Genomic DNA, 19,618 nt, shown 5'->3' with positions numbered 1-19,618 from the left:
ACAAGGAGAATCGCCGGGTTGCGGGACCCGGTGCGGTGGTGTGCGCTCGAGGCATGACCGAGAACGCGTACGACGTCGTCGTCATCGGCGGCGGTCCGGTGGGGGAGAACGCGGCCGACCGCGTCGTGCGCGGCGGCGGGGGACGCCTCGACGTGGCGCTGGTCGAACACGAACGGTTCGGCGGCGAATGCTCGTACTGGGCGTGCATCCCGAGCAAGGCGTTGTTGCGGCCGGGCAGCCTGCTCGCGGCGATCGGGCGGATGCCGGGGGTCGACCACGACGGCAGGATCGACGTCGACGCGGTGTTCGCCCGCCGCGACGACTTCACCGGGCGCGGCGATGACAGCGGACAGTTCGACTGGGTGCGCGGCGCCGGGATCGAGCCGGTACGCGGGCACGCACGGATCACCGGAGAGCGTGAGGTGACGGTCGGGGACGGTGCGGGCGACGAGCGGGTTCTGCGCGCGCGGCATGCGGTGATCGTGTGCACCGGCAGCGTCCCGACCCGTCCGCCGTTGCCGGGTCTCGACGGACTGCCGGACGAACTCGTGTGGACGTCCCGGGAGGCGACCGCGGCGTCGGCGGTCCCGCACCGGTTGGCCGTGCTCGGCGGCGGGGTCGTCGGCACCGAGCTCGCGCAGGCATGGGCCCGATTGGGCGCGGAGGTGCACCTGATCATGACCGGTCCGCGGCCGTTGCCCGGCTACCCCGAGTTCGCAGGCGACGCCGTGGCCGACGGACTGCGCGAAGCGGGCGTGCGGCTGCACCCCGACACGAGGGCCGAGTCGGTGTCCGAAATGGATGGTTCGGTCCGGGTGGCGTTGTCCGAGGGATCCGTGACCGCCGACCGATTGCTGCTGGCCACCGGGCGCCGTCCCGCGACCGACGCGTTGGGTTTGGAGTCGGTCGGTCTGGAACCCGGCCGGCCGGTGTCGGTCGACGACCACGGACTGGCATCCGATGTGGACGGCGGGTGGCTGTACGCGGCGGGGGACGTGACGGCCAGGGCGCCGCTGACGCATCAGGGCAAGTACGCGGCGCGCATCGTGGGCGATGTGGTCGTCGCCAGGGCGACCGACGAGAACGTCGACCCGGCCCCGTGGAGTCGCCACGCGACGACCGCCGACCGGCACGCGGTTCCCCAGGTCGTGTTCACCGATCCGGAGGTGGCCGCCGTCGGCAGACGGGAGGCCGAATGGCCCGGGCAGCGGGCGGTGGAACTCGACATCGCCGTCGCCGGATCGGCGCTGCACGCCGAGGGCTACACCGGCCGGATGCGCGCGGTCGTCGACACCCGGCGTGAGGTGCTGGTCGGGGTGACGTTCGTCGGCCAGGACGTCGCCGAGCTCCTGCACGCCGCGACGATCGCCGTGGTCGGGGAGGTGCCGCTGCGGCGGTTGTGGCACGCCGTTCCGGCCTTCCCGACGATCAGTGAGGTGTGGCTCCGGCTCCTCGAGGAGTACGGCCTGTGAGGGTTCCCCGATCGGGTTGCCTACGGACGGCAGTGGTCGCGGAAATGTCGGTGCCCGGTCCTACCGTGCGGGCATGCAACCAGGGCGAAGCGATCACCAGCGGGAACCAGATGCGCAGGTCGGGCGCGATGACGAGCTGATCATCGACTGCGACCGGTGCAGCGTGCGGGGCCACGGGTGTCACGACTGCATGGTCAGCGTGTTACTCGGTGGACCGCCGCCCGAGCTCGAGTCGGCCGCCGACGGCCGGCCCCGGCTGCGGTTGGTCCCCGTCGAACCCCTCGACCCGGTCGGCACCGATCCCGTCCGCCCGTCGGGCACCGAACCGGCGAGTACCGACTCGGCGAGTGATGCGGACGAATCCGGCGGCGACGGACAGCGGGCGGGCTGACACCGTCCGCCGGGGACGACACGCCCGACGTTCGTCGGGCGGTGGGTTGTGCGGTGAGCGGTCCAATCGATCGGGTGAACGGTCCAGGCCAGTTCGCATGCGCTGTGTAAGACCGGTCACAGCGTCAGAGGAACCGCTGGTCCGAACGTGTAGGCCCCGGCGATCGGCGAATGACACCGTGCTGTTGCTGGACGTGGCCCACCGGGTTTCGTAACCTGGCCGAGATCTCGCGTCAGGCAGCCGTCCCACACGTTCGGCGACGCGAGGTCGCCGCCGAAGCAGCTTATGTCGGGGAGCTGCGCCGGACGTCGTGCACAGCCGCGCGGCATGGAATCGGAATCGCTCCGAGCCTCTGTGGTGGTATCTGCCAAAGATCTACCGGTGGTATCTGCCAACAGAGACGGCCATGCCCTCCATGCCGGCCCACGCTGCTGCGCCCGACACGGGATGTGGCGAGGACCCCCGACCTCGCCCGAACCGACCGGTAGGCGGCTGGACCGCAAAGGAGACATGAGCGACGTGCAGTCGCAACCCGTGAAGCGCGTGATGTCGAGCGCGCTGGCGGCCACCGCCGTCGTCGCGGTTGTCACCTTCCAGTCACCGGCGACCGCCTCCCCCAACCCCGCCCCCCAAACACCCCCCGTAGCACAGCAGCCGGCCGAGTCCGACGCGCTCCAGCGGTACTACGACCTCTCGGAGCGGGCGGAGAAGCTGAACGAGGAACACCTGCGGGCGCAGGAGGACCTCGAGGCCAAGCAGGACGAACTGCGTCAGGCCAACCGGCAGCTCACCGGCGCGCAGCAGGCCAAGAAGCGCGCCGAGGCGGACGAGGAGCGCTACCGGGTGGACGTCGACCGGTTCGCCGGCGCGTCGTTCGCCAGCGGATCGCAGATGAACCGCATGTCGGCGCTGCTCACCGGTGACTCGGCACAGGACTTCCTCGAACGCTCGTCGGCACTGGACGTCATCGCCGCCGACCGCAACAAGGCGCTCAGCAAGCTCCGCGGCGCTGTCGACTCGGCCGCCGCGGCCGAGAAGCAGGCCACCGATGCCAGGAACAAGGCATCGGCCGCCGAGGATGCGGCCGCGGAACTCGAGAACGACATCTCGGAGCGCAAGGACCGCCTCGACGAGCAGATCGCCGAGGCGGAGGAAGCCGCCGGTCTCCTCAACGAGGCCGAGAGCGCCTCGCTGCAGGACGTCGGTGCCGACCCCGGTGAGGTCACCGCCCCCGGTGCCGCCGCCCAGACCGCGGTCAACGCCGCACTGGGCAAGCGGGGCAGCCCGTACGTCTACGGCGCCACCGGACCGGACACGTTCGACTGCTCCGGTCTGACGTCGTGGGCCTACCAGCAGGCCGGTGTCTCGATCCCGAGGACCGCCTCCTCGCAGCAGTCCGGTGCGGGCACCCCGGTGTCCCGTGACCAGCTGGCACCCGGCGACCTCGTGTTCTCCGGTTCGCCCGCGTACCACGTGGGCATCTACGTCGGCGACGGCCAGATGGTCCACGCGCCGACCACCGGTGACGTCGTCAAGGTGTCGCCGCTGCAGGACGAGTACAGCGGCGCCGTGCGCGTCGCCTGACACTCCACGAGCCGCCCGTCCGGGGCGGGATAGCGTGGCACCATGCGCCGAACGCTCCTGGTGACCAACGACTTCCCGCCCCGGCCCGGCGGCATCCAGTCCTACCTGCAGGCCCTCACCTCGCGCCTGCCCGCCGACGACCTCGTCGTCTACGCACCCACCTGGGAGCGCGCCTCCGGATCGTCCCGTGAGTTCGACGCGCGCCAGCCCTCCGACGTCGTGCGGCACCCGACGTCGCTCATGCTCCCCACCCCCGACGTGTACCGCCGCGCCGCCGAGCTGATCCGCTCCCGCGGCTGCGACACCGTCTGGTTCGGCGCCGCCGCCCCGCTCGCGCTCCTCGGCGCCCCGCTGCGCGCCGCCGGCGCCCGGCGCATCGTCGCCTCCACCCACGGCCACGAGGTCGGCTGGTCCATGCTGCCCGCCGCCCGCCAGGCCCTGCGCCGCATCGGCGACACCGTCGACGCCGTCACCTACGTCAGCGATTACACCCGCCAACGGTTCGCCTCCGCCTTCGGACCGCTGGCCGGCCTCGAACACCTGCCCTCCGGTGTCGACCCCGAGACGTTCCGCCCCGACCCGGCCGCGCGCGCCGAACTGCGCGCCCGCTACGGCCTCGGCGACCGGCCGACCATCGTGTGCGTGTCCCGGCTCGTGCCCCGCAAGGGCCAGGACATGCTCATCCGCGCGCTCCCCGAGATCCGCACCCGCGTGCCCGACGCCGCGCTGCTGATCGTCGGCGGCGGCCCCTACCGCCCCCAGCTCACCGCACTCGCCGAACACGAGGACGTCGTCGACGATGTCGTGTTCACCGGCTCCGTGCCCGCCGAGGAACTGCCCGCGCACTACACCGCGGGCGACGTGTTCGCCATGCCCGCGCGCACCCGCGGGAAGGGACTCGACGTCGAAGGCCTCGGCATCGTCTACCTCGAGGCGTCCGCCACGGGCCTGCCCGTCGTCGCCGGAAACTCCGGCGGCGCCCCGGAAACCGTCCGCGACGAGGTGACCGGACACGTCGTCGACGGCAGGAAACGCGAACAGCTCGTCGACACGCTCTCGTCCCTGTTGGCCGACCCGGTGCGCGCCCGCGCCATGGGCGAGGCGGGACGCGCGTGGGTGACAGAGCACTGGCGGTGGGACGTGCTCGCCGCCCGCCTCGCCGCGTTGCTCGACGGACGGGCACCGGCCCGTCGGTAGGCGCCTCCTCGGTGCTCGCTCGAAGGTGAACGGGGGATTTCCGAGCGGCGTTCGAGGTGAAATCACCCAATCCGGTTGTGGTCATTGTGTTCACGGGCCGGCGAGCGCATTCGGTGACCATGCCATCCCAAATATCCTTTTTTCGGGTGAGTAGCAGACCACCCGTAGATGTTGATCTTGTCGTCCGTCAGTCCTCTGTGGAGTGACGTTCACGTAAGCACCGAATGAGAGTTCCTTTCGGAAACGGGACATTCGGGGTCTTCCTCTGGTACCTGGTGTTGGTACTTGCAAGCGCGCGGACTCCGACGCGCCGCGTCCGACGACGGTCGCGGGTCGGCTCGGGGGTTCCGCGGTCGCCGTCGACCGAGCGCCATTGCTCCCACCGCGAAAACGTGAGTGGGATTCGTTCCCGACCTCGAGGAGGCCGTTTCGATGACGCTGACAACCGGTCAGGAAAGCGACCAGAAAGGGGACCCCGGCGATGCCGATGCCGTTCCCTGGTGGCGAACCGTGCTGCGCCACGACGTTCCGGCGTCGCTCGTGGTGTTCCTCGTCGCCGTACCCCTGTCCCTCGGCATCGCGCTCGCCTCGGGCGCACCGATCGCCGCAGGTCTGATCGCCGCCGTCGTCGGCGGCATCGTCGCCGGTGCCGTCGGCGGCTCGCCCCTGCAGGTCAGCGGCCCCGCAGCCGGCCTCACCGTCGTGATGGCCGAGACCATCAACCAGTTCGGCTGGGCCGTCACCTGTGCGATCACGTTGGCCGCGGGTGCGCTTCAGGTCCTTTTCGGACTGAGCCGCATCGCGCGGGCCGCATTGGCGATCTCCCCGGCGATCGTGCACGGCATGTTGGCCGGCATCGGCATCACGATCGTGCTGGGACAGCTGCACGTCATCCTCGGCGGAGACTCCAACAGCTCCGCCATCGCCAACATCGTGCAGCTGCCGGGTCAGCTGCTCGACCTGCACGGCTCGGCCGCGTTCCTCGGCCTGCTGGTGCTGGCGATCCTCCTGGCCTGGGGGAAGCTTCCGCGGTCCGTGCGCAAGGTGCCGGCGCCGCTCGCGGCGATCGTGCTGGTGACGGTGCTCGCCGCCGTGACGAGCTCGTCCGCCGAGCGCGTGCAGTTGCCGGGCGACGTCCTCGACCTGCAATTCATGCCGCAGCTGCCCGAGGCGGTGTGGATGGAGTTCGCCGTGGCGGTGCTGACCATCGCCCTGATCGCGAGCATCGAATCCCTGCTGTCCGCGGTCGCGGTCGACAAGATGCACACCGGCAAGCGCGGCAACTTCGACCGTGAGCTCGTCGGCCAGGGTGTCGGCAACATGACCAGCGGTGCTCTCGGCGGCCTGCCCATCACCGGCGTGATCGTGCGCAGCACCACCAACGTGAACGCCGGTGCGAAGACCCGGGGCTCGGCGATCCTGCACGGCGTGTGGGTGCTGCTGTTCACCGCCCTGCTCGCGGTGCTGATCGAGAGCATCCCGCTGGCCGCGCTGGCCGGCCTGCTCGTGCACGTCGGCGCCAAACTCGTGAACGTCGCGCACATCCGCGAGGTGCGCAAGCACGGCGACCTGCCGCTGTACGTCGTCACCGTCGCCGGTGTCGTCACGATCGACCTGCTGACGGGCGTGCTCATCGGTATCGGTCTGTCGCTCGTGCTCATGCTCAGCCGCACCATGTGGTCGGGCGTGCACACCGAACACGACGGCGACGGCTACCACATCGTCGTCGAGGGTGCGCTCACGTTCCTGTCCGTGCCGCGACTCTCGGCTGTCCTCAATGGACTTCCGGCCGGCCACACGGTGCGGCTCGAGCTCGTGGTCGACTACCTCGATCATGCCTCGTTCGACTGCCTGCACGCCTGGCAACAGTCCTACGAACGCAGCGGCGGCACCGTCATCGTCGACGAGGTCGGACACCCCTGGTTCGCCCGCGGCAAGAACGGCAGCCCCATCGTGCGCAAGGACCGTGCGGGCGTCGCCGTCCCGAGGTTCCTCGCCCCGTGGTCGGAGTGGATGGCCCGCGACGGCTACCTTTCCGAGTCGGCAGCGGCGGAGTCGAACTCCGGGCCGGCGTCGGGGACTCCGGAGTCCCCGGAGAGTTCTGTGGGCTCGGAGTCTGCGGAGTCGGAGTCTGTGGGGTCGCCGGGACGCCCGGCGACGAGCTCCACGTCGGACAGTGGCGGCACCCGGAGTGAGAACCCGGCGCGACGACTTCGCACCGTCAAGCGCATCCGGGCCAGCAAGCGATTCCGGATCGGACAACGCAACGGCACGGGCAACGGTTCTCGCAACGGTTCTCGCAACGGCCCCGACAACGGTTCCGGTGCCGGTTCGGGCTCGGCGAACGACGGTGCGGACGGGAACGGTCGCGTCGACGTTCCGGCGGCCGACGTGGCGATCCCGGACCAGCGGGCCCCGCTGCGCCGCGGCACATCCGAGTTCCAGAACCGCACGGCGCCGCTCGTGCGCGGCACGATGAGCAAACTGGCCGCCGGTCAGCACCCGCACACACTGTTCATCACGTGCGCCGACGCGCGCATCGTGCCGAACATGATCACCACCAGTGGGCCCGGCGACATGTTCACCGTCCGCAACGTCGGCAACCTCGTGCCCCCGCACAGCGCCGACGCCGGCGGTGGGGCCTCGGTGTGGTCGTCGGTCGAGTTCGCGGTGAGCGTGCTCGGGGTCAACGAGATCGTCGTGTGCGGCCACTCCTCGTGCGGCGCGATGCGCGCGGTCGTGGGCAAGGCGCCCGACGGACTGACCGCGCTGGCCGACTGGCTCGAACACGGTCGGGCCGGTCTGCAGCGCAGCAGGGAGAGTGAACCGGTGCTGCTCGGCGGAGCCGAACCCGACCACCCGGGCGACGCGCTGGCCCTGCACAACGTCCTGCAGCAGCTCGAGCACCTGCGCGAATCGCCGCTGGTGGCCGACGCGATCGACCGCGGAGAACTGACCCTGACCGGCATGTACTTCGACCTCGGTCACGCGCGCGTCTACCTGCTGGACCCGGACACCGGACATTTCGAACCGGCCGGCGCGCACGACGTGGTCGAGACCCCGTGACGGCCGTCGGCGCGGGCGGGCTAGGGTCGAGCATGCCGTCGGCGAGGCCGACGCGTGGCTCTGCCTACGGCTCGGCCCGCGCGACGGGCGGTGGCGGAGACGATGATCGAGCCCGCCGCCGCGGCCGCGGCCATCGTGGCGGCCTCCTGCCGGTGACCCCGGCGGAGGCCGCACGTGCCGCCCGCGCACGGTCGTCGACCATCCCACGCACACGACCCGGTGACGGACGGCCTGCAGCAGACGCCGGAGCGGACGGACTAGGCTCGTCACCGTCAGCACGTGGTAGGCGAGGAGGACGTCGGTTGTCACAGCAGCGGACGGAGCAATCCGCACAGCCCGAGTGGTCCGCGCTGGCGTTCACCGGGGTCCGCGTCGAGCGGCCCAAGGTGGTCGTCAAGGCCGACCTGCTCCCCGCCATCAGCGTCGTGTCCTTCGTCGCCCTCGTCGGCATTCCCCTCGGCCTGCTCTGGTCGTGGCTGGCCCCGCCGCAACGCATGCGGATCGTCGGCGGCCAGACCGGCGAGCTGCCCCTGCAGATGGAGAGCTGGCACCGCTTCGACGCGCTCGCCGTGTTCATGCTGCTCGGCCTCGCCGCCGGAATCGGCGTCGGCATCGTCGTGTGGCTCATGCGCGAACGCCGCGGACCCGTGGTGCTGATCGCCGCCGTTCTCGGCTCGGCGCTGTCCGCATGGCTCGCGATGCAGATGGGCCTGTCGTTCGCCGGCAGCAGCTACGCCATCACCGATGCACCGTCGGTGGGCGAGGTCGTCGAAGCCGCGCCCGTGCTCGAGACCGGCTGGGTCATCCTGGCGCAACCGTTCACGACCGCCCTCACCTACGGCATGCTGGCCATCTGGAACAGCCGCGACGACCTCGGCCGCCGGCTCGGCTGACCGCTCGACCTCGCCGCGGCTGCGCGGCCGGCGGCTCGTGCTCTCGCTTCGTCCGGTCAGTTCAGGCTCGGTTTCGTCGCCGAACCGTCGCCCCCGTCCATCTCGGACAACGACGCCGGAATCGCCCGCAACTGGGACAGGAACCCGGACTCGCGGTTGAGCAGGCGGCACACGGTACGCAACCGCCGCAACGGCAACCGCTCCTCCAACAACGCCTGCTGGTCGTGCAGCGGCAGGACGCAATCCGAGGCCAACCGGTACGACAGCTCGGCCGGGTCGGTGTCGTCCGGCGGCGACCGCCACCCGTCGTCGGGCCACGCCGCGCCGCAGTACCGCCGATGCGCCGCCCGCGCCAGGTCGGCCAGTCGCGCGGCCACGTCGTCGGCCTCCTCCGGAATCGGCCGGTCGTCTAGCCACGTCACGGTGCCCATGAGATACGGCGCCGCCGTCGCGTCCACATCGTGCAGCCGGAACCGGCGCGTGCCGCTGGCCACGAGGTCGTAGCGGCCGTCAGGCAGACGTTTCGCCTCCCGCAACCGTGCCGCACAGCCGACCGGGTGGACGTGCTCGAGCTCGTCCACCTCCTGCACGGCGGGGCTGCGCATGGCCACGATGCCGAAGAGTCGGTGCGGCACCGACCCCGTGATGAGGTCCACCGTGAGCTGCCGATACCGCGGCTCGAAGATGTGCAGGGGTATGGGCGTGCCCGGCAGGAGAACCGTCTGCAACGGGAACAACGGCAAGGTCTCCCGCTCGGTCCCGGGTCTCGTGTCGGCCACCACCTCACGTTACGACGGGGCGCGCCGCTCCGCCCGTTCACGAACCCGCCGCAGTCCGCTGTCCGGGCGGTTTGAACGCGGCGAACGGGTCGGTGATCTGCACGTCGTGCTGCGCGAACGAGTACAGCGCCGCAGGCCGGCCCCCGGAACGCCCCGACGGGGCCGTTCGGCCCGTGTCGACCAGCACACCGCGCCGCGACAGCACCCGCTGCAGATTCGTCGCCGCCACGCGGTACCCGAGTGTCGCCGAGTAGTGGTCCCGCAGCAGCGAGATCGTGAAATCACGGGGGACCAGCGCGAACCCGATGTTCGTGTAACTGAGCTTGGCGCGCAGCCGGTCGCGGGCGCCGAGCACGATCGACTCGTGATCGAATGCCGTCCGGGGCAGGTCGGCGACGGGATGCCATGCCGTGTCCTCCGGCACCTCCGGATCGACGTCCGAGGGCACCAGGCCGAGGAACGCCGTGGCGACCACGCGCGGACCCGGCACCCGCCGGGGGTCACTGAACACGGCCAGCTGCTCGACGTGCGTGAGCTGCCGGATGTCGACCTTCTCGGCCAGTTGGCGGCGGATCGACGTCGCCACGTCCTCGTCGGCGCGGAGTCTGCCGCCGGGGAGTGACCAACGTCCGATGTGCGGATCGAGCGCACGTCTCCACAGCAGGACCTGCAGCGACGGCGGTTCCTTGCGGTCCGCACCGGGGCGTACCTGGAGCACGGCGGCTAGAACCTCGTGTGCCAGTGGACTCGTGCTGTTAATATGAGATCGCACAGTTTTCGATTGTAAGACGAAAACCTCTTGAAGGCACGTATCGGAGGCCCGACATGCCGAGGCTCGACACGGTGGTCCACGACGGCGCTCACGGCGTCATCGACACGCCCGAAGGCGACGTTCCGTACGGGGGTGTGGCAGCTGACGAGGCCTGGGTCGAGGAGGTGCGCCGCCTCGCCGCCGCCCGCGACGCCGTCATCCTCGCGCACAACTACCAGCTCCCCGAGATCCAGGAGATCGCCGATCACACCGGCGACTCCCTCGCCCTCAGCCGCATCGCCGCAGCCAGCGAGGCGTCGACGATCGTCTTCTGCGGCGTCCACTTCATGGCCGAGACCGCGAAGATTCTGTCCCCGGACAAGACCGTCCTCATCCCGGACGCGCGCGCCGGCTGCTCTCTCGCCGACTCGGTCACCGGCGAGCAGCTGCGCGAGTGGAAGGCCGAGCATCCCGACGCCGTGGTCGTCTCGTACGTCAACACCACCGCCGAGGTGAAGGCCGAGACCGACATCTGCTGCACCTCGTCGAACGCCGTCGACGTCGTGGCGTCGATCCCCGCCGACCGCGAGGTGCTGTTCTGTCCCGACCAGTTCCTCGGTGCCCACGTCAAGCGCGTCACCGGTCGCGAGAACCTGCACATCTGGGCCGGTGAATGCCACGTGCACGCCGGTATCAACGGTCCGGAGCTCGCGGAGCGTGCCGCCGCCGACCCGGGTGCGGATCTGTTCATCCACCCGGAGTGCGGTTGCGCGACATCGGCTCTCTACCTGGCGGGCGAGGGCGCCGTCGAGGCCGAGCGCGTGAAGATCCTCTCCACCGGCGACATGCTCACGGCCGCCCGCGAGACCAAGGCCGAGTCGGTGCTCGTGGCGACCGAGGTCGGCATGCTGCACCAGCTGCGCAAGGCTGCACCCGACATCGACTTCCGGGCGGTCAACGACCGGGCATCCTGCCGGTACATGAAGATGATCACCCCGGCCGCGCTGCTGCGTTCCCTGCGTGAGGGTGCCGACGAGGTTCATGTCGACCCCGACACTGCCGAGCGGGGCAGGGCATCTGTGCAGCGGATGATCGAGATCGGCCAGCCCGGCGGCGGCGAATGACTCGGCGTGCCCCGGATTCGGTTAACGTCTATGAGGCGAAAACCGGGTCCGGATCTGGGTTGCAGCCGCGTTGGGAATCGGCCGTGGACGCGGTCGTCCTCGGCAGTGGTGCTGCCGGCCTGACCGCGGCACTGCGGCTGCGTGAGTTGGGCGTGCGCGTTCTCGTCGTCACCAAAGCGGCGATCGGCGACGGGAACACCCGGTGGGCGCAGGGCGGCGTCGCCGCCGTCTTCGACGACGCCGTGCTCGACGATCAAAGCTCCGGCACCGGAGTCCCGACCGGCAGCGCAGGGACAGGTGGCGCCCCCGCCGCCCCCGCTGTCGCGGACAGCGTCGCAGCTCACGCCGCCGACACGGAGGCCGCCGGAGCCGGACTGTGCGATCCGGCCGCGGTAGCCGAGGTGGTTGCCGGGGGAGCGGCCGCCATCGCGGACCTGCGACGCCGGGGAGCGTCCTTCGACCTCGGCACACACGGACTGGCCCGCACCCGCGAAGGCGGCCACAGCGCGTTCCGGGTGATCCACGCCGGCGGCGATGCCACCGGCGCCGAGGTCCAGCGCGCGCTCGTCGATGCCGCAGCCGGCCAGCGCGTTCCCGTCCTCGAAGGACACGTCGCCGTCGATGCCGTGCGCAGTCCGTCCGGCCGGGTCACCGGGGTGACAGTCCTCGACGACGGGGGCGTTCCGGGCATCATTCGGGCTTCGGCGGTGCTTCTGGCGACCGGTGGTCTCGGGCAGCTGTATCGAGCAACGTCGAACCCCGAGCTGGCCACGGGCGACGGCTTGGCCCTGGCGTTGCGTGCAGGTGCTCCGGTGGCCGACATCGAGTTCGTGCAGTTTCACCCGACGGTGTTGTACACGCCGGGTGCGCGCGGTCGGTGTCCGCTTGTCACCGAAGCCGTCCGCGGCGAGGGTGCAGTCCTCGTGGACGCGACCGGCGCGCGCGTGATGGCAGGTGTCCACCCCATGGCGGACCTGGCTCCCCGCGATGTCGTCTCGGCGGCGATCACCCGCCATCTGTCGGCCGCGCCTGGAGGCGTCGACGACCATGTGTTCCTCGACGCGAGCGCGATCGACCGGTTCGCCGAGCGGTTCCCGACGGTGCACGCGGCGTGCGATGCCATCGGTGTGGACCCCGCGCGTGACCCGATTCCGGTGGCACCTGCGGCCCACTTCGCCTGTGGCGGCGTCGTCGCGGACACCGACGGCCGGACACCCGTCACCGGCTTGTACGCCGCGGGCGAGGTCGCTCGGACCGGCCTGCATGGGGCCAATCGGTTGGCTTCCAACAGTCTGCTCGAGGGCATGGTCGTCGGTCGTCGAGCGGCTGAAGCCATCGCCTCGGATGTTGCCTCGAACCTCACCGCGGGCACTACGACGGGCGCGGACGGTCGAGGCGTGGCTCCCGTCGATGCTTGGGGGCCGGCGGGCGTCCCGCTCGTCGCCCGACGCGACGACCTGCAGCGCGCGATGAGCCGCTACGCCGGTATCGGCCGAGATGCTGAGGGCCTCGCCGTCGCGGGCTCGGTGCTGGACCTGGCGCACGACAGCGCCGCCGGGTGCGCAGCAGCCTGGACCCGCCGGTGCGTGGAGGACGCGGCATTGACATTGGTCGCACGCGCGCTGCTGGCCGCCGCCGCGTCGCGGACCGAGTCCCGCGGTTGTCATGTTCGTTCCGATTTCCCCGACCGCGATGACACGTCGTGGCGGCGCAGCCAGACGATTCGGCTGAGCCCGTCGGGCCAGCCGGTTGTCGTGCAGGACCGGCGAAAGGCGGTAGCTGTCGCATGAGCGGCGACAAGGGCGACAAGGGCGACAAGGGACTCGCCGAGAGCAACTCCATCGATGGTCCGGACATCGACGACGTGCGGAGAGTCGTCGCGACCGCACTCGCCGAGGACTTGCGGTACGGCCCGGACGCGACGACGGCGGCCACCGTCGGGGCAGACGCTACGGCGACGGGCGCGTTGACTCCGCGGAGCGCGGGTGTGCTGGCGGGCGTGCCTGCAGCGTTGGCGGTCTTCGACGAGGTTCTTGGGGACGAGTACGTCGTCATCGACCGCGCGGCCGACGGTGCGCGGTTGGTTGCGGACCGGCCCGCGTTGGTCGTGCGCGGACCGGTGCGCGGACTGCTCACCGCCGAACGCACGGCGTTGAACCTGCTGTGTCATCTGTCTGGCATCGCCACTGCCACAGCAGCGTGGGTCGCCGCGGTCAGCGGCACGGGCTGCCGGATTCGGGACTCCCGCAAGACATTGCCGGGTCTGCGGCTGCTGGAGAAGTACGCCGTGCGTTGTGGTGGGGGCGTGAACCACCGGATGGGACTCGGCGACGCTGTCCTGATCAAGGACAACCACGTGGTGGCAGCCGGTTCGGTCGGTGAGGCGTTGCGCCTGGCGCGAAAGCATGCGGCAGGTTTGCCCTGTGAGGTCGAGGTCGACGACCTCGACCAGCTCGCCGAGGCGCTCGACGCCGGCGCGGACGAGATCCTGCTCGACAACTTCACTCCCCAGGGGTGTGCCGACGCGGTGACAATGCGCGACGAACGGAACCCCGGCGCACAACTCGAGTCCTCCGGTGGGTTGCGCCTCGAGAACGCCCGCGTCTATGCCGAGTCCGGCGTGGACTACTTGGCGGTCGGTGCATTGACGCATTCGTCGCCCGCCTTGGACCTCGGCATGGACCTGAGCGCCTGATCCTCGAGTTCGTGATCGGTGCGTGGTCGCATCACGGGCTCTCGCCGGCCCGTGTACGTGGCACCGCTGGGTGTCGTGATCGTCATCGTGCCGTGTACCGGGTCGTAGTGCGTGACCCAGCGAGGATCGTCCTTGCGGCCGTGGTGGCTCCGACACTTCGGACCGCTGTTGGCTGTCGAGGTGTCGCCCCCGTCCCGGACCCACTCGGCTTCGTGGTCGTAATCGCAATGTCGCGCAGGGCGGTGGCACCACGGGACGGCACATTCCCGGTCCCTGACCCGGACCATGGTGCGGATGTGCTCCGTCGGCTGGCGTTGCGTCCGCCCCAGATCGACCGGGTTTCCGGTGCCGGGGTCGCACAGCACGGCCCGCCAGATGCTGCGTTCGTTGGTCATGATCTCGCGCGCGATGACGGCCGGGACCGGGCCGTAGCCGTCCAGCTCGCAGCCGGTATCGCTGATGCCGAGCGCGGTGTCGACGGGCATGTGCAGGTACACCGTCGCGTCAGCCTGGGGCGGCGCCGTACCGGGATCGTTGCCGAGGAGGAGGTCCGCGGAGAAATCCGCTCTGCGCTGGTCCATCGTGCGCTGGTCGTCCTTGCCGCGGGCACGGGCCAGGGCATCCAGGCGGGCATAACACGCGGACGCGATCTCGGCGGGTAGCGTCAACACCAGCGAGGAGGTCGCGTTCTCGCCGGGCACCAACTCGACGCTCCGGCTTGTGCGTGCGCTCCTCGCACGCGCCGCTTGCCCGCCCGGGTCGACAGTCTCCACGATGGTGCGGGTGTGCCGCGCAAGATTGTCCGCGTGCCACATCGTGGCCGTTCCCAGTGCGAGTTTCTCCGCCAGCTGTGCGTCCACTGCCACCGTGTCGGCCTCACTCAGCGGTGCGGTGACTTTGACGACCCGGCCGGCGCCGTAGGCTTCGAGTTCGCCCGATTCCATCGCCGACAGCAGTCGGGGCATGGTGCGCACAACATGCCGTGCCCGTGTGATCCGCTTACGCACCTGCGCGGTGGGGACGCGAAGTTCGGGCGTCAGCTCGTCCGCGAGCGCACGATCGTCTCCTTCCATGGCGGACAGTTCGGCCATGGCTGCCATCTCGGTGGCGTCGCTCTGTGCGCGAGCCACCCTGGCTTGTCGCACGATCTCTACGAGTTCCTGTCTTCTGCTCACGGGAACGACGATATCGCACCAAAAAACGAAAGTCTTTTGTTGTTTTGGAAAGGCCCCATATGGCCGATCGGTGGCGAACGGGCGGTGACTTTCGTGCAGGGTGGGTGCGCGAAGCGTGTTCGGTAGACTGATCGATGGGTGGCTATGACCAGGCTTGAGACGCCCATTCGGACGACATGGTTATCTGACCGTGATCAGGAGGGGTAGGTCTCGTTTGGTCGGTGAGGAAGTTTTCTCATCGAGTTGACTTCGTGCGCGAACGATGGTTCAGTCGAACATCGAACCGGGAACTCGAGTTCGATATTCGTATCGTCTGCGTGAGGGGGAATGATGGTCGTCGAAGGCGCTGGGAACCAAGTCGCCGGAAACCGTGCTCGGTCAGCGCACCTTGCGGTTGGCGATGGCGCCGGTCGCCCTCCGCGACGCCTCGGCGACCTCGGTGTCGATGTCGACGACAACCAGTTCGGGGCCCGGCCCGGCCTGCGCCTGCACGACGCCGAAGGGGTTGGCGACCGTCGAGTAGCCGATGCCGGTGGGAGCCTTCGGGTTCACGTCGACACCGGTGACTGCAGGGTCGGCCTGGTCGCAGGCGAGGATCCAGGTGCCTGCATCGAGTCCCCGTGCCCGGACGAGCAACTCCCACTGCTCACGCTTGCCGTCACCCGCGCCCCACGAGGCGGCTACCACGACAGCGCTCGCGTCCTGTTCGGCGAGTGCCTGGAACAGGCCGGGGAACCGCACGTCGTAACACGTGGCGATGCCCAGTCGGACGCCGTCCACGTCCACCGCCACCAGCTCGTTGCCACCCGCGACCGTCGCCGACTCGCGGAAGCCGAACGCGTCGTACAGATGAACCTTGTCGTAGCCGCGATGTTCGCCGAGGCCGGTGATCAGGAGTGTGTTGCGAACACGCTCCTCGTCCGGGGTGAACATGCCTGCGATGACGAGGACGTCGTGCTCCCGCGCGATGTCGGCCGCCGCATCGGCCCACGGCCCGTCGAGCGGCTCCGCCAGTGGTGCGAGCGGCACCCCGAAATGTGCCATCATCGCCTCCGGGAACACGACCACACGCGCGCCCTGCGCGGCGGCGTCGGCCGTCCACCTGCGGACGAGGTCGAGGTTCGACGTCGGATCCCCGGTCGACGTGAGCTGGCACAGTGCCACTCGCAGGGTGCTGGGGTGCGTCGTCATCGGATCCTCCTCGCGTGCGGATCGGGCCGGCTGCATTGTCGCGCACGTCACCGACAGCGGCCCGTGCCCTCGCGATCGGCCTCACCTCGTACCCTGGGACCCATGTTGAACCGCACCGACCTGCGAGGTCGTGTCCCGAGGCCAGCCGAGCTGCGCGCCACCCTGCCGCGCGCCGAGGTCGACGTGGACGCCGCTCTGCATCAGGTGCGTCCCGTCGTCGACGCGGTGCGAGACCGGGGCGTCGAAGCGGTGTTGGAGTACACGGAGCAGTTCGACAGGGTCCGCCCCGACACCGTGCGTGTGCCGCGTGCGGAGATCGACAAGGCGCTGGCCGACCTGGATCCGGCCGTCCGGGCGGCGCTTGAGGAGGCGATCGCCCGCGCGCGGACGGTCCACGCCGACCAGCGTCGGCAGGACACGACGACCACCGTCGTCGACGGTGGAACCGTCACCGAACGGTGGGTGCCGGTGTCGCGCGTCGGGCTGTACGCGCCCGGTGGCTTGGCCGTGTACCCGTCCAGCGTGGTCATGAACGTCGTGCCGGCGCAGGCCGCCGGGGTCGGCTCGCTGGTGCTGTGCTCGCCTCCGCAGGCCGAGTTCGGCGGACTGCCACACCCGACGACGCTCGCCGCAGCGGCGCTGCTTGACGTCGACGAGGTGTGGGCCGTGGGCGGGGCCCAGGCGGTGGCGCTCCTCGCCTACGGCGCCACGGACACGGACGGCACGGAGCTCGACGCCGTCGACATGGTGACGGGCCCCGGCAACGTGTATCTGACGGCAGCCAAGCGCATGCTCCGCGGCATCATCGGCATAGACTCCGAGGCTGGCCCCACCGAGATCGCGATCCTCGCGGACGAGACGGCGGATGCCGGCCACGTCGCTGCCGATCTGATCAGCCAGGCCGAGCACGACACACTCGCCGCCAGTGTGCTCGTCACGACCTCCGAGGAACTCGCCGACGCCGTCGACGTCGAGCTGCAGCGTCGGGTCGAGACGACGAAACACACCGAACGGGTCGAGACGGCCTTGCGCGGCCCGCAGTCGGGCACCGTGCTGGTGTCCACTGTGGAGGACGGGTTGAAGGTCGTCGACGCGTACGCCGCCGAGCACCTCGAGATCCAGACCGCCGATGCGCGGAAGGACGCCGCTCGGGTCACGAACGCCGGTGCGGTGTTCGTGGGTCCCTACGCTCCCGTGTCGTTGGGCGACTATTGCGCCGGGTCCAACCACGTCCTGCCCACCGGGGGTTTCGCGCGCCACTCCTCGGGTCTGTCGGTGCAGACGTTCCTGCGCGGCATCCACGTGATCGACTACAGCGAGGACGCGCTGCGTGATATCGCCGACAAAGTGGTCGCGTTGGCCGATGCCGAGGACCTGCCGGCCCACGGGGAAGCAGTACAGGCGCGATTCGAAGGAGCAACCCGGTGACCGACGAACGTCCTGTCGACGTGGTCACACTCGACGATCTTCCGTTGCGGGACGACCTGCGTGGTCGTAGTCCGTACGGCGCCCCGCAGTTGGACGTGCCGGTACGGCTCAACACCAACGAGAACCCGTACCCGCCGCCTCCGGAACTCGTCGACGATGTCGCGGACGCGGTCCGTGCGGTCGCTGCGGAGTTGCACCGCTATCCGGACCGGGATGCCGTGGCGTTGCGCGACGACCTGGCCGCGTATCTGTCGGCGTCGACAGGCGTCGAGGTCGGTCGGCGGCAGGTGTGGGCGGCCAACGGGTCGAACGAGATCCTCCAGCAGATTCTGCAGGCATTCGGTGGCCCCGGCCGCAGTGCGCTCGGTTTCGAGCCGTCGTACTCGATGCACCCGATCATCTCCGCGGGTACGCGCACGGAATGGCTGCCCGCCCCACGGCGCGACGACTTCACGCTCGACGTCGACGTTGCGGCGCGAATCGTCGTGGAACGCAGGCCGGACATCGTGTTCGTCACCAGCCCCAACAACCCGACCGGTGGTTCGATCCCGCTCGACGACCTACAGGCGGTGCTCGAGGTTGCGCCCGGGATCGTCGTGGTGGACGAGGCCTACGCCGAGTTCTCGTCGCAGCCCAGTGCGCTGGCGCTCCTGGACCGGTATCCGGCCAAGCTGATCGTGTCGCGGACGATGAGTAAGGCGTTCGCGTTCGCAGGTGGACGTCTGGGCTACCTGGCCGCGTCTGCAGCCGTGGTCGACGCCCTGCAGTTGGTGCGGCTTCCGTATCACCTGTCGTTGCTCACGCAAGCTGCGGCTCGGGCAGCGATGAGGCATGCCGATGCGACGCTCGCGTCGGTGGCGAAGCTGGCGGCGGAACGGGACCGGGTCGCGGACGCGTTGCGGGGACTGGGCTTCCAACCTGTTCCGAGTGACGCCAACTTCATCCTCTTCGGCCGGTTCGGTGACCCCGCGGCGACATGGAAGTCCTATGTGGAACGTGGCGTGCTCATCCGGGACACCGGGATCGAAGGGCACCTCCGCGTGACCATCGGGACGCCGGAGGAGAACGACGCTTTCCTGGAAGCGAGCAAGGAGGTCGGCCGGTGAGCCGCACGGGCGAGGTAGAGCGGACGACGAAGGAATCGTCGATCCGTGTCGAGGTGGACCTCGACGGAACGGGTCAGGTCGACGTGTCGACCGGGGTCCCGTTCTACGATCACATGCTGAACGCGTTCGGCACACACGGTTCGTTGGACCTGAAGATCGACGCGACCGGCGACGTGCACATCGACGCGCACCACACGGTCGAGGACACGGCCATCGTGCTCGGCCAGGCGATCAGGAAAGCGCTCGGCGACAAGAAGGGCATCCGCCGCTTCGGCGACTCCTGGATTCCGATGGACGAGACGCTGGCGCACGCGGCGATCGACGTGTCGGGCAGGCCGTATTGTGTCCACGCCGGTGAACCCGAGGAGTTCAACACCTTCACGATCGGTGGGAACTACCCGTTCGTACTGACGCGGCACGTGTTCGAGTCGCTGTCGTTCCACGCGCAGCTGGCCTTGCACGTGCGCGTCGTCCACGGCCGGGATCCGCACCACATCGCGGAGGCTCAGTACAAGGCCGTCGCGCGGGCGTTGCGCGCGGCCACGGAGAACGATCCGCGCGCCGGTGGCGTGCCGTCGACGAAGGGTGTGCTGTAGGTGGGCCAGGAATGGATTGCCATTCTGTTGTTGGGAGTGGCGGGTTTCCTGCTCGGCGGGGTGTACAGCACGTGGAAGCACGACTCCCGTGGCCTGGCCCTCAGCTTCGGAGTCGCCGCGCTCGTCGCGATCGGTGGAGCTCTCGCCTGGCTCGCCTGACGGTGTCGGGC

17 protein-coding genes are annotated in these 19,618 nt (G+C 69.9%); 13 read left to right on the top strand and 4 right to left on the bottom strand.

Annotation, left to right across the window (positions count from 1 at the left end; all coding sequences use genetic code 11):
* Nucleotides 1-53: 53 nt before the first annotated feature.
* From BJF85_RS11560 to BJF85_RS30035, 6 genes are all read left to right on the top strand, one after another.
* A complete protein-coding gene (locus BJF85_RS11560; RefSeq protein WP_075847261.1) occupies nucleotides 54-1,472 on the top strand; it encodes an NAD(P)/FAD-dependent oxidoreductase in 1,419 nt (472 codons plus the stop codon).
* A 190-nt stretch (nucleotides 1,473-1,662) separates the two neighbouring features.
* On the top strand, nucleotides 1,663-1,863 hold the full coding sequence (locus BJF85_RS28440) for a hypothetical protein (RefSeq protein ID WP_075847259.1): 201 nt from the start codon (nucleotides 1,663-1,665) through the stop codon (nucleotides 1,861-1,863).
* Between the two features lie 519 nt (nucleotides 1,864-2,382).
* Nucleotides 2,383-3,447, top strand: a complete 1,065-nt coding sequence (locus BJF85_RS11550; protein ID WP_139320602.1) for an NlpC/P60 family protein — start codon at nucleotides 2,383-2,385, stop codon at nucleotides 3,445-3,447.
* 42 nt (nucleotides 3,448-3,489) lie between these two features.
* A complete protein-coding gene (locus BJF85_RS11545) occupies nucleotides 3,490-4,644 on the top strand; it encodes a glycosyltransferase family 4 protein (RefSeq protein WP_075847255.1) in 1,155 nt (384 codons plus the stop codon).
* 432 nt (nucleotides 4,645-5,076) lie between these two features.
* Nucleotides 5,077-7,710, top strand: a complete 2,634-nt coding sequence (locus tag BJF85_RS30040) for a SulP family inorganic anion transporter (protein WP_255375572.1) — start codon at nucleotides 5,077-5,079, stop codon at nucleotides 7,708-7,710.
* Between the two features lie 302 nt (nucleotides 7,711-8,012).
* Nucleotides 8,013-8,603, top strand: a complete 591-nt coding sequence (locus BJF85_RS30035; RefSeq protein WP_075847253.1) for a DUF2567 domain-containing protein — start codon at nucleotides 8,013-8,015, stop codon at nucleotides 8,601-8,603.
* 56 nt (nucleotides 8,604-8,659) lie between these two features.
* On the opposite strand, the gene BJF85_RS11525 is transcribed toward BJF85_RS30035, so the two are convergent.
* The gene (locus BJF85_RS11525; protein WP_255375571.1) at nucleotides 8,660-9,382 is read right to left on the bottom strand and encodes an LON peptidase substrate-binding domain-containing protein; all 723 of its coding nucleotides are present in this window, start codon (nucleotides 9,380-9,382) and stop codon (nucleotides 8,660-8,662) included.
* A gap of 37 nt (nucleotides 9,383-9,419) precedes the next feature.
* Nucleotides 9,420-10,100: an NUDIX domain-containing protein gene (locus tag BJF85_RS11520; RefSeq protein WP_075847249.1), complete on the bottom strand. Its 681-nt coding sequence runs from the start codon at nucleotides 10,098-10,100 to the stop codon at nucleotides 9,420-9,422.
* Between the two features lie 107 nt (nucleotides 10,101-10,207).
* Here BJF85_RS11520 and nadA point away from each other — a divergent pair, with 107 nt between their 5' ends.
* The 3 genes from nadA (at nucleotide 10,208) to nadC (ending at nucleotide 13,952) form a co-directional block, all read left to right on the top strand.
* Entirely contained in the window at nucleotides 10,208-11,257 is a 1,050-nt protein-coding gene (nadA, locus tag BJF85_RS11515) for a quinolinate synthase NadA (protein WP_083666248.1), read from the top strand.
* Nucleotides 11,258-11,340: 83 nt separating this feature from the next.
* Nucleotides 11,341-13,047 (top strand): L-aspartate oxidase, encoded by a 1,707-nt coding sequence (nadB, locus tag BJF85_RS11510; protein ID WP_255375570.1) that lies wholly within the window; start codon nucleotides 11,341-11,343, stop codon nucleotides 13,045-13,047.
* Nucleotides 13,044-13,952 (top strand): carboxylating nicotinate-nucleotide diphosphorylase, encoded by a 909-nt coding sequence (nadC, locus tag BJF85_RS11505; RefSeq protein WP_083666246.1) that lies wholly within the window; start codon nucleotides 13,044-13,046, stop codon nucleotides 13,950-13,952. The genes nadB and nadC overlap by 4 nt, the downstream gene beginning before the upstream one ends.
* Here the strand turns inward: nadC and BJF85_RS11500 are convergent.
* Both BJF85_RS11500 and BJF85_RS11495 read right to left on the bottom strand, forming a co-directional pair.
* On the bottom strand, nucleotides 13,883-15,127 hold the full coding sequence (locus BJF85_RS11500) for an HNH endonuclease signature motif containing protein (RefSeq protein WP_075847245.1): 1,245 nt from the start codon (nucleotides 15,125-15,127) through the stop codon (nucleotides 13,883-13,885). The two genes, nadC and BJF85_RS11500, sit on opposite strands and share 70 nt — an antisense overlap.
* Before the next feature lie 378 nt (nucleotides 15,128-15,505).
* Nucleotides 15,506-16,318, bottom strand: a complete 813-nt coding sequence (locus BJF85_RS11495) for a carbon-nitrogen hydrolase family protein (protein WP_075847534.1) — start codon at nucleotides 16,316-16,318, stop codon at nucleotides 15,506-15,508.
* 102 nt (nucleotides 16,319-16,420) lie between these two features.
* On the opposite strand from BJF85_RS11495, the gene hisD reads away from it, so the two are divergent.
* Genes hisD through BJF85_RS28430 form a run of 4 tightly spaced genes read left to right on the top strand, consistent with a single transcriptional unit; the run spans nucleotide 16,421 to nucleotide 19,607 of the window.
* Nucleotides 16,421-17,746 carry a histidinol dehydrogenase gene (gene hisD, locus BJF85_RS11490; protein ID WP_075847243.1) on the top strand — a complete coding sequence of 442 codons (1,326 nt, stop codon included), beginning with the start codon at nucleotides 16,421-16,423 and terminating at the stop codon, nucleotides 17,744-17,746.
* Nucleotides 17,743-18,852, top strand: coding sequence for a histidinol-phosphate transaminase (locus BJF85_RS30030; protein ID WP_075847241.1), 1,110 nt, complete (start codon nucleotides 17,743-17,745; stop codon nucleotides 18,850-18,852). The genes hisD and BJF85_RS30030 overlap by 4 nt, the downstream gene beginning before the upstream one ends.
* On the top strand, nucleotides 18,849-19,448 hold the full coding sequence (hisB, locus tag BJF85_RS11480; protein ID WP_075847239.1) for an imidazoleglycerol-phosphate dehydratase HisB: 600 nt from the start codon (nucleotides 18,849-18,851) through the stop codon (nucleotides 19,446-19,448). The genes BJF85_RS30030 and hisB overlap by 4 nt, the downstream gene beginning before the upstream one ends.
* Nucleotides 19,449-19,607 carry a hypothetical protein gene (locus BJF85_RS28430; protein ID WP_187346901.1) on the top strand — a complete coding sequence of 53 codons (159 nt, stop codon included), beginning with the start codon at nucleotides 19,449-19,451 and terminating at the stop codon, nucleotides 19,605-19,607.
* The last annotated feature ends 11 nt before the right edge of the window (nucleotides 19,608-19,618 follow it).

The organism is Saccharomonospora sp. CUA-673 (assembly GCF_001942305.1).
GTDB lineage: Bacteria > Actinomycetota > Actinomycetes > Mycobacteriales > Pseudonocardiaceae > Prauserella.
The sequence above is the reverse complement of the archived record's forward strand: the minus strand, read 5'-3'. Positions and strand labels throughout refer to the sequence as shown.

What these genes read in the sequence shown, in the direction of transcription:
- BJF85_RS30040 (WP_255375572.1), top strand. Translation starts at nt 5,077, where the DNA reads ATGACGCTGACAACCGGTCAGGAAAGCGACCAGAAAGGGGACCCCGGC.
- nadA (WP_083666248.1), top strand. Translation starts at nt 10,208, where the DNA reads ATGCCGAGGCTCGACACGGTGGTCCACGACGGCGCTCACGGCGTCATC.
- BJF85_RS28440 (WP_075847259.1), top strand. Translation starts at nt 1,663, where the DNA reads ATGGTCAGCGTGTTACTCGGTGGACCGCCGCCCGAGCTCGAGTCGGCC.
- BJF85_RS11545 (WP_075847255.1), top strand. Translation starts at nt 3,490, where the DNA reads ATGCGCCGAACGCTCCTGGTGACCAACGACTTCCCGCCCCGGCCCGGC.
- BJF85_RS11560 (WP_075847261.1), top strand. Translation starts at nt 54, where the DNA reads ATGACCGAGAACGCGTACGACGTCGTCGTCATCGGCGGCGGTCCGGTG.
- hisD (WP_075847243.1), top strand. Translation starts at nt 16,421, where the DNA reads ATGTTGAACCGCACCGACCTGCGAGGTCGTGTCCCGAGGCCAGCCGAG.
- nadC (WP_083666246.1), top strand. Translation starts at nt 13,044, where the DNA reads ATGAGCGGCGACAAGGGCGACAAGGGCGACAAGGGACTCGCCGAGAGC.
- BJF85_RS11495 (WP_075847534.1), bottom strand. Translation starts at nt 16,318, where the DNA reads ATGACGACGCACCCCAGCACCCTGCGAGTGGCACTGTGCCAGCTCACG.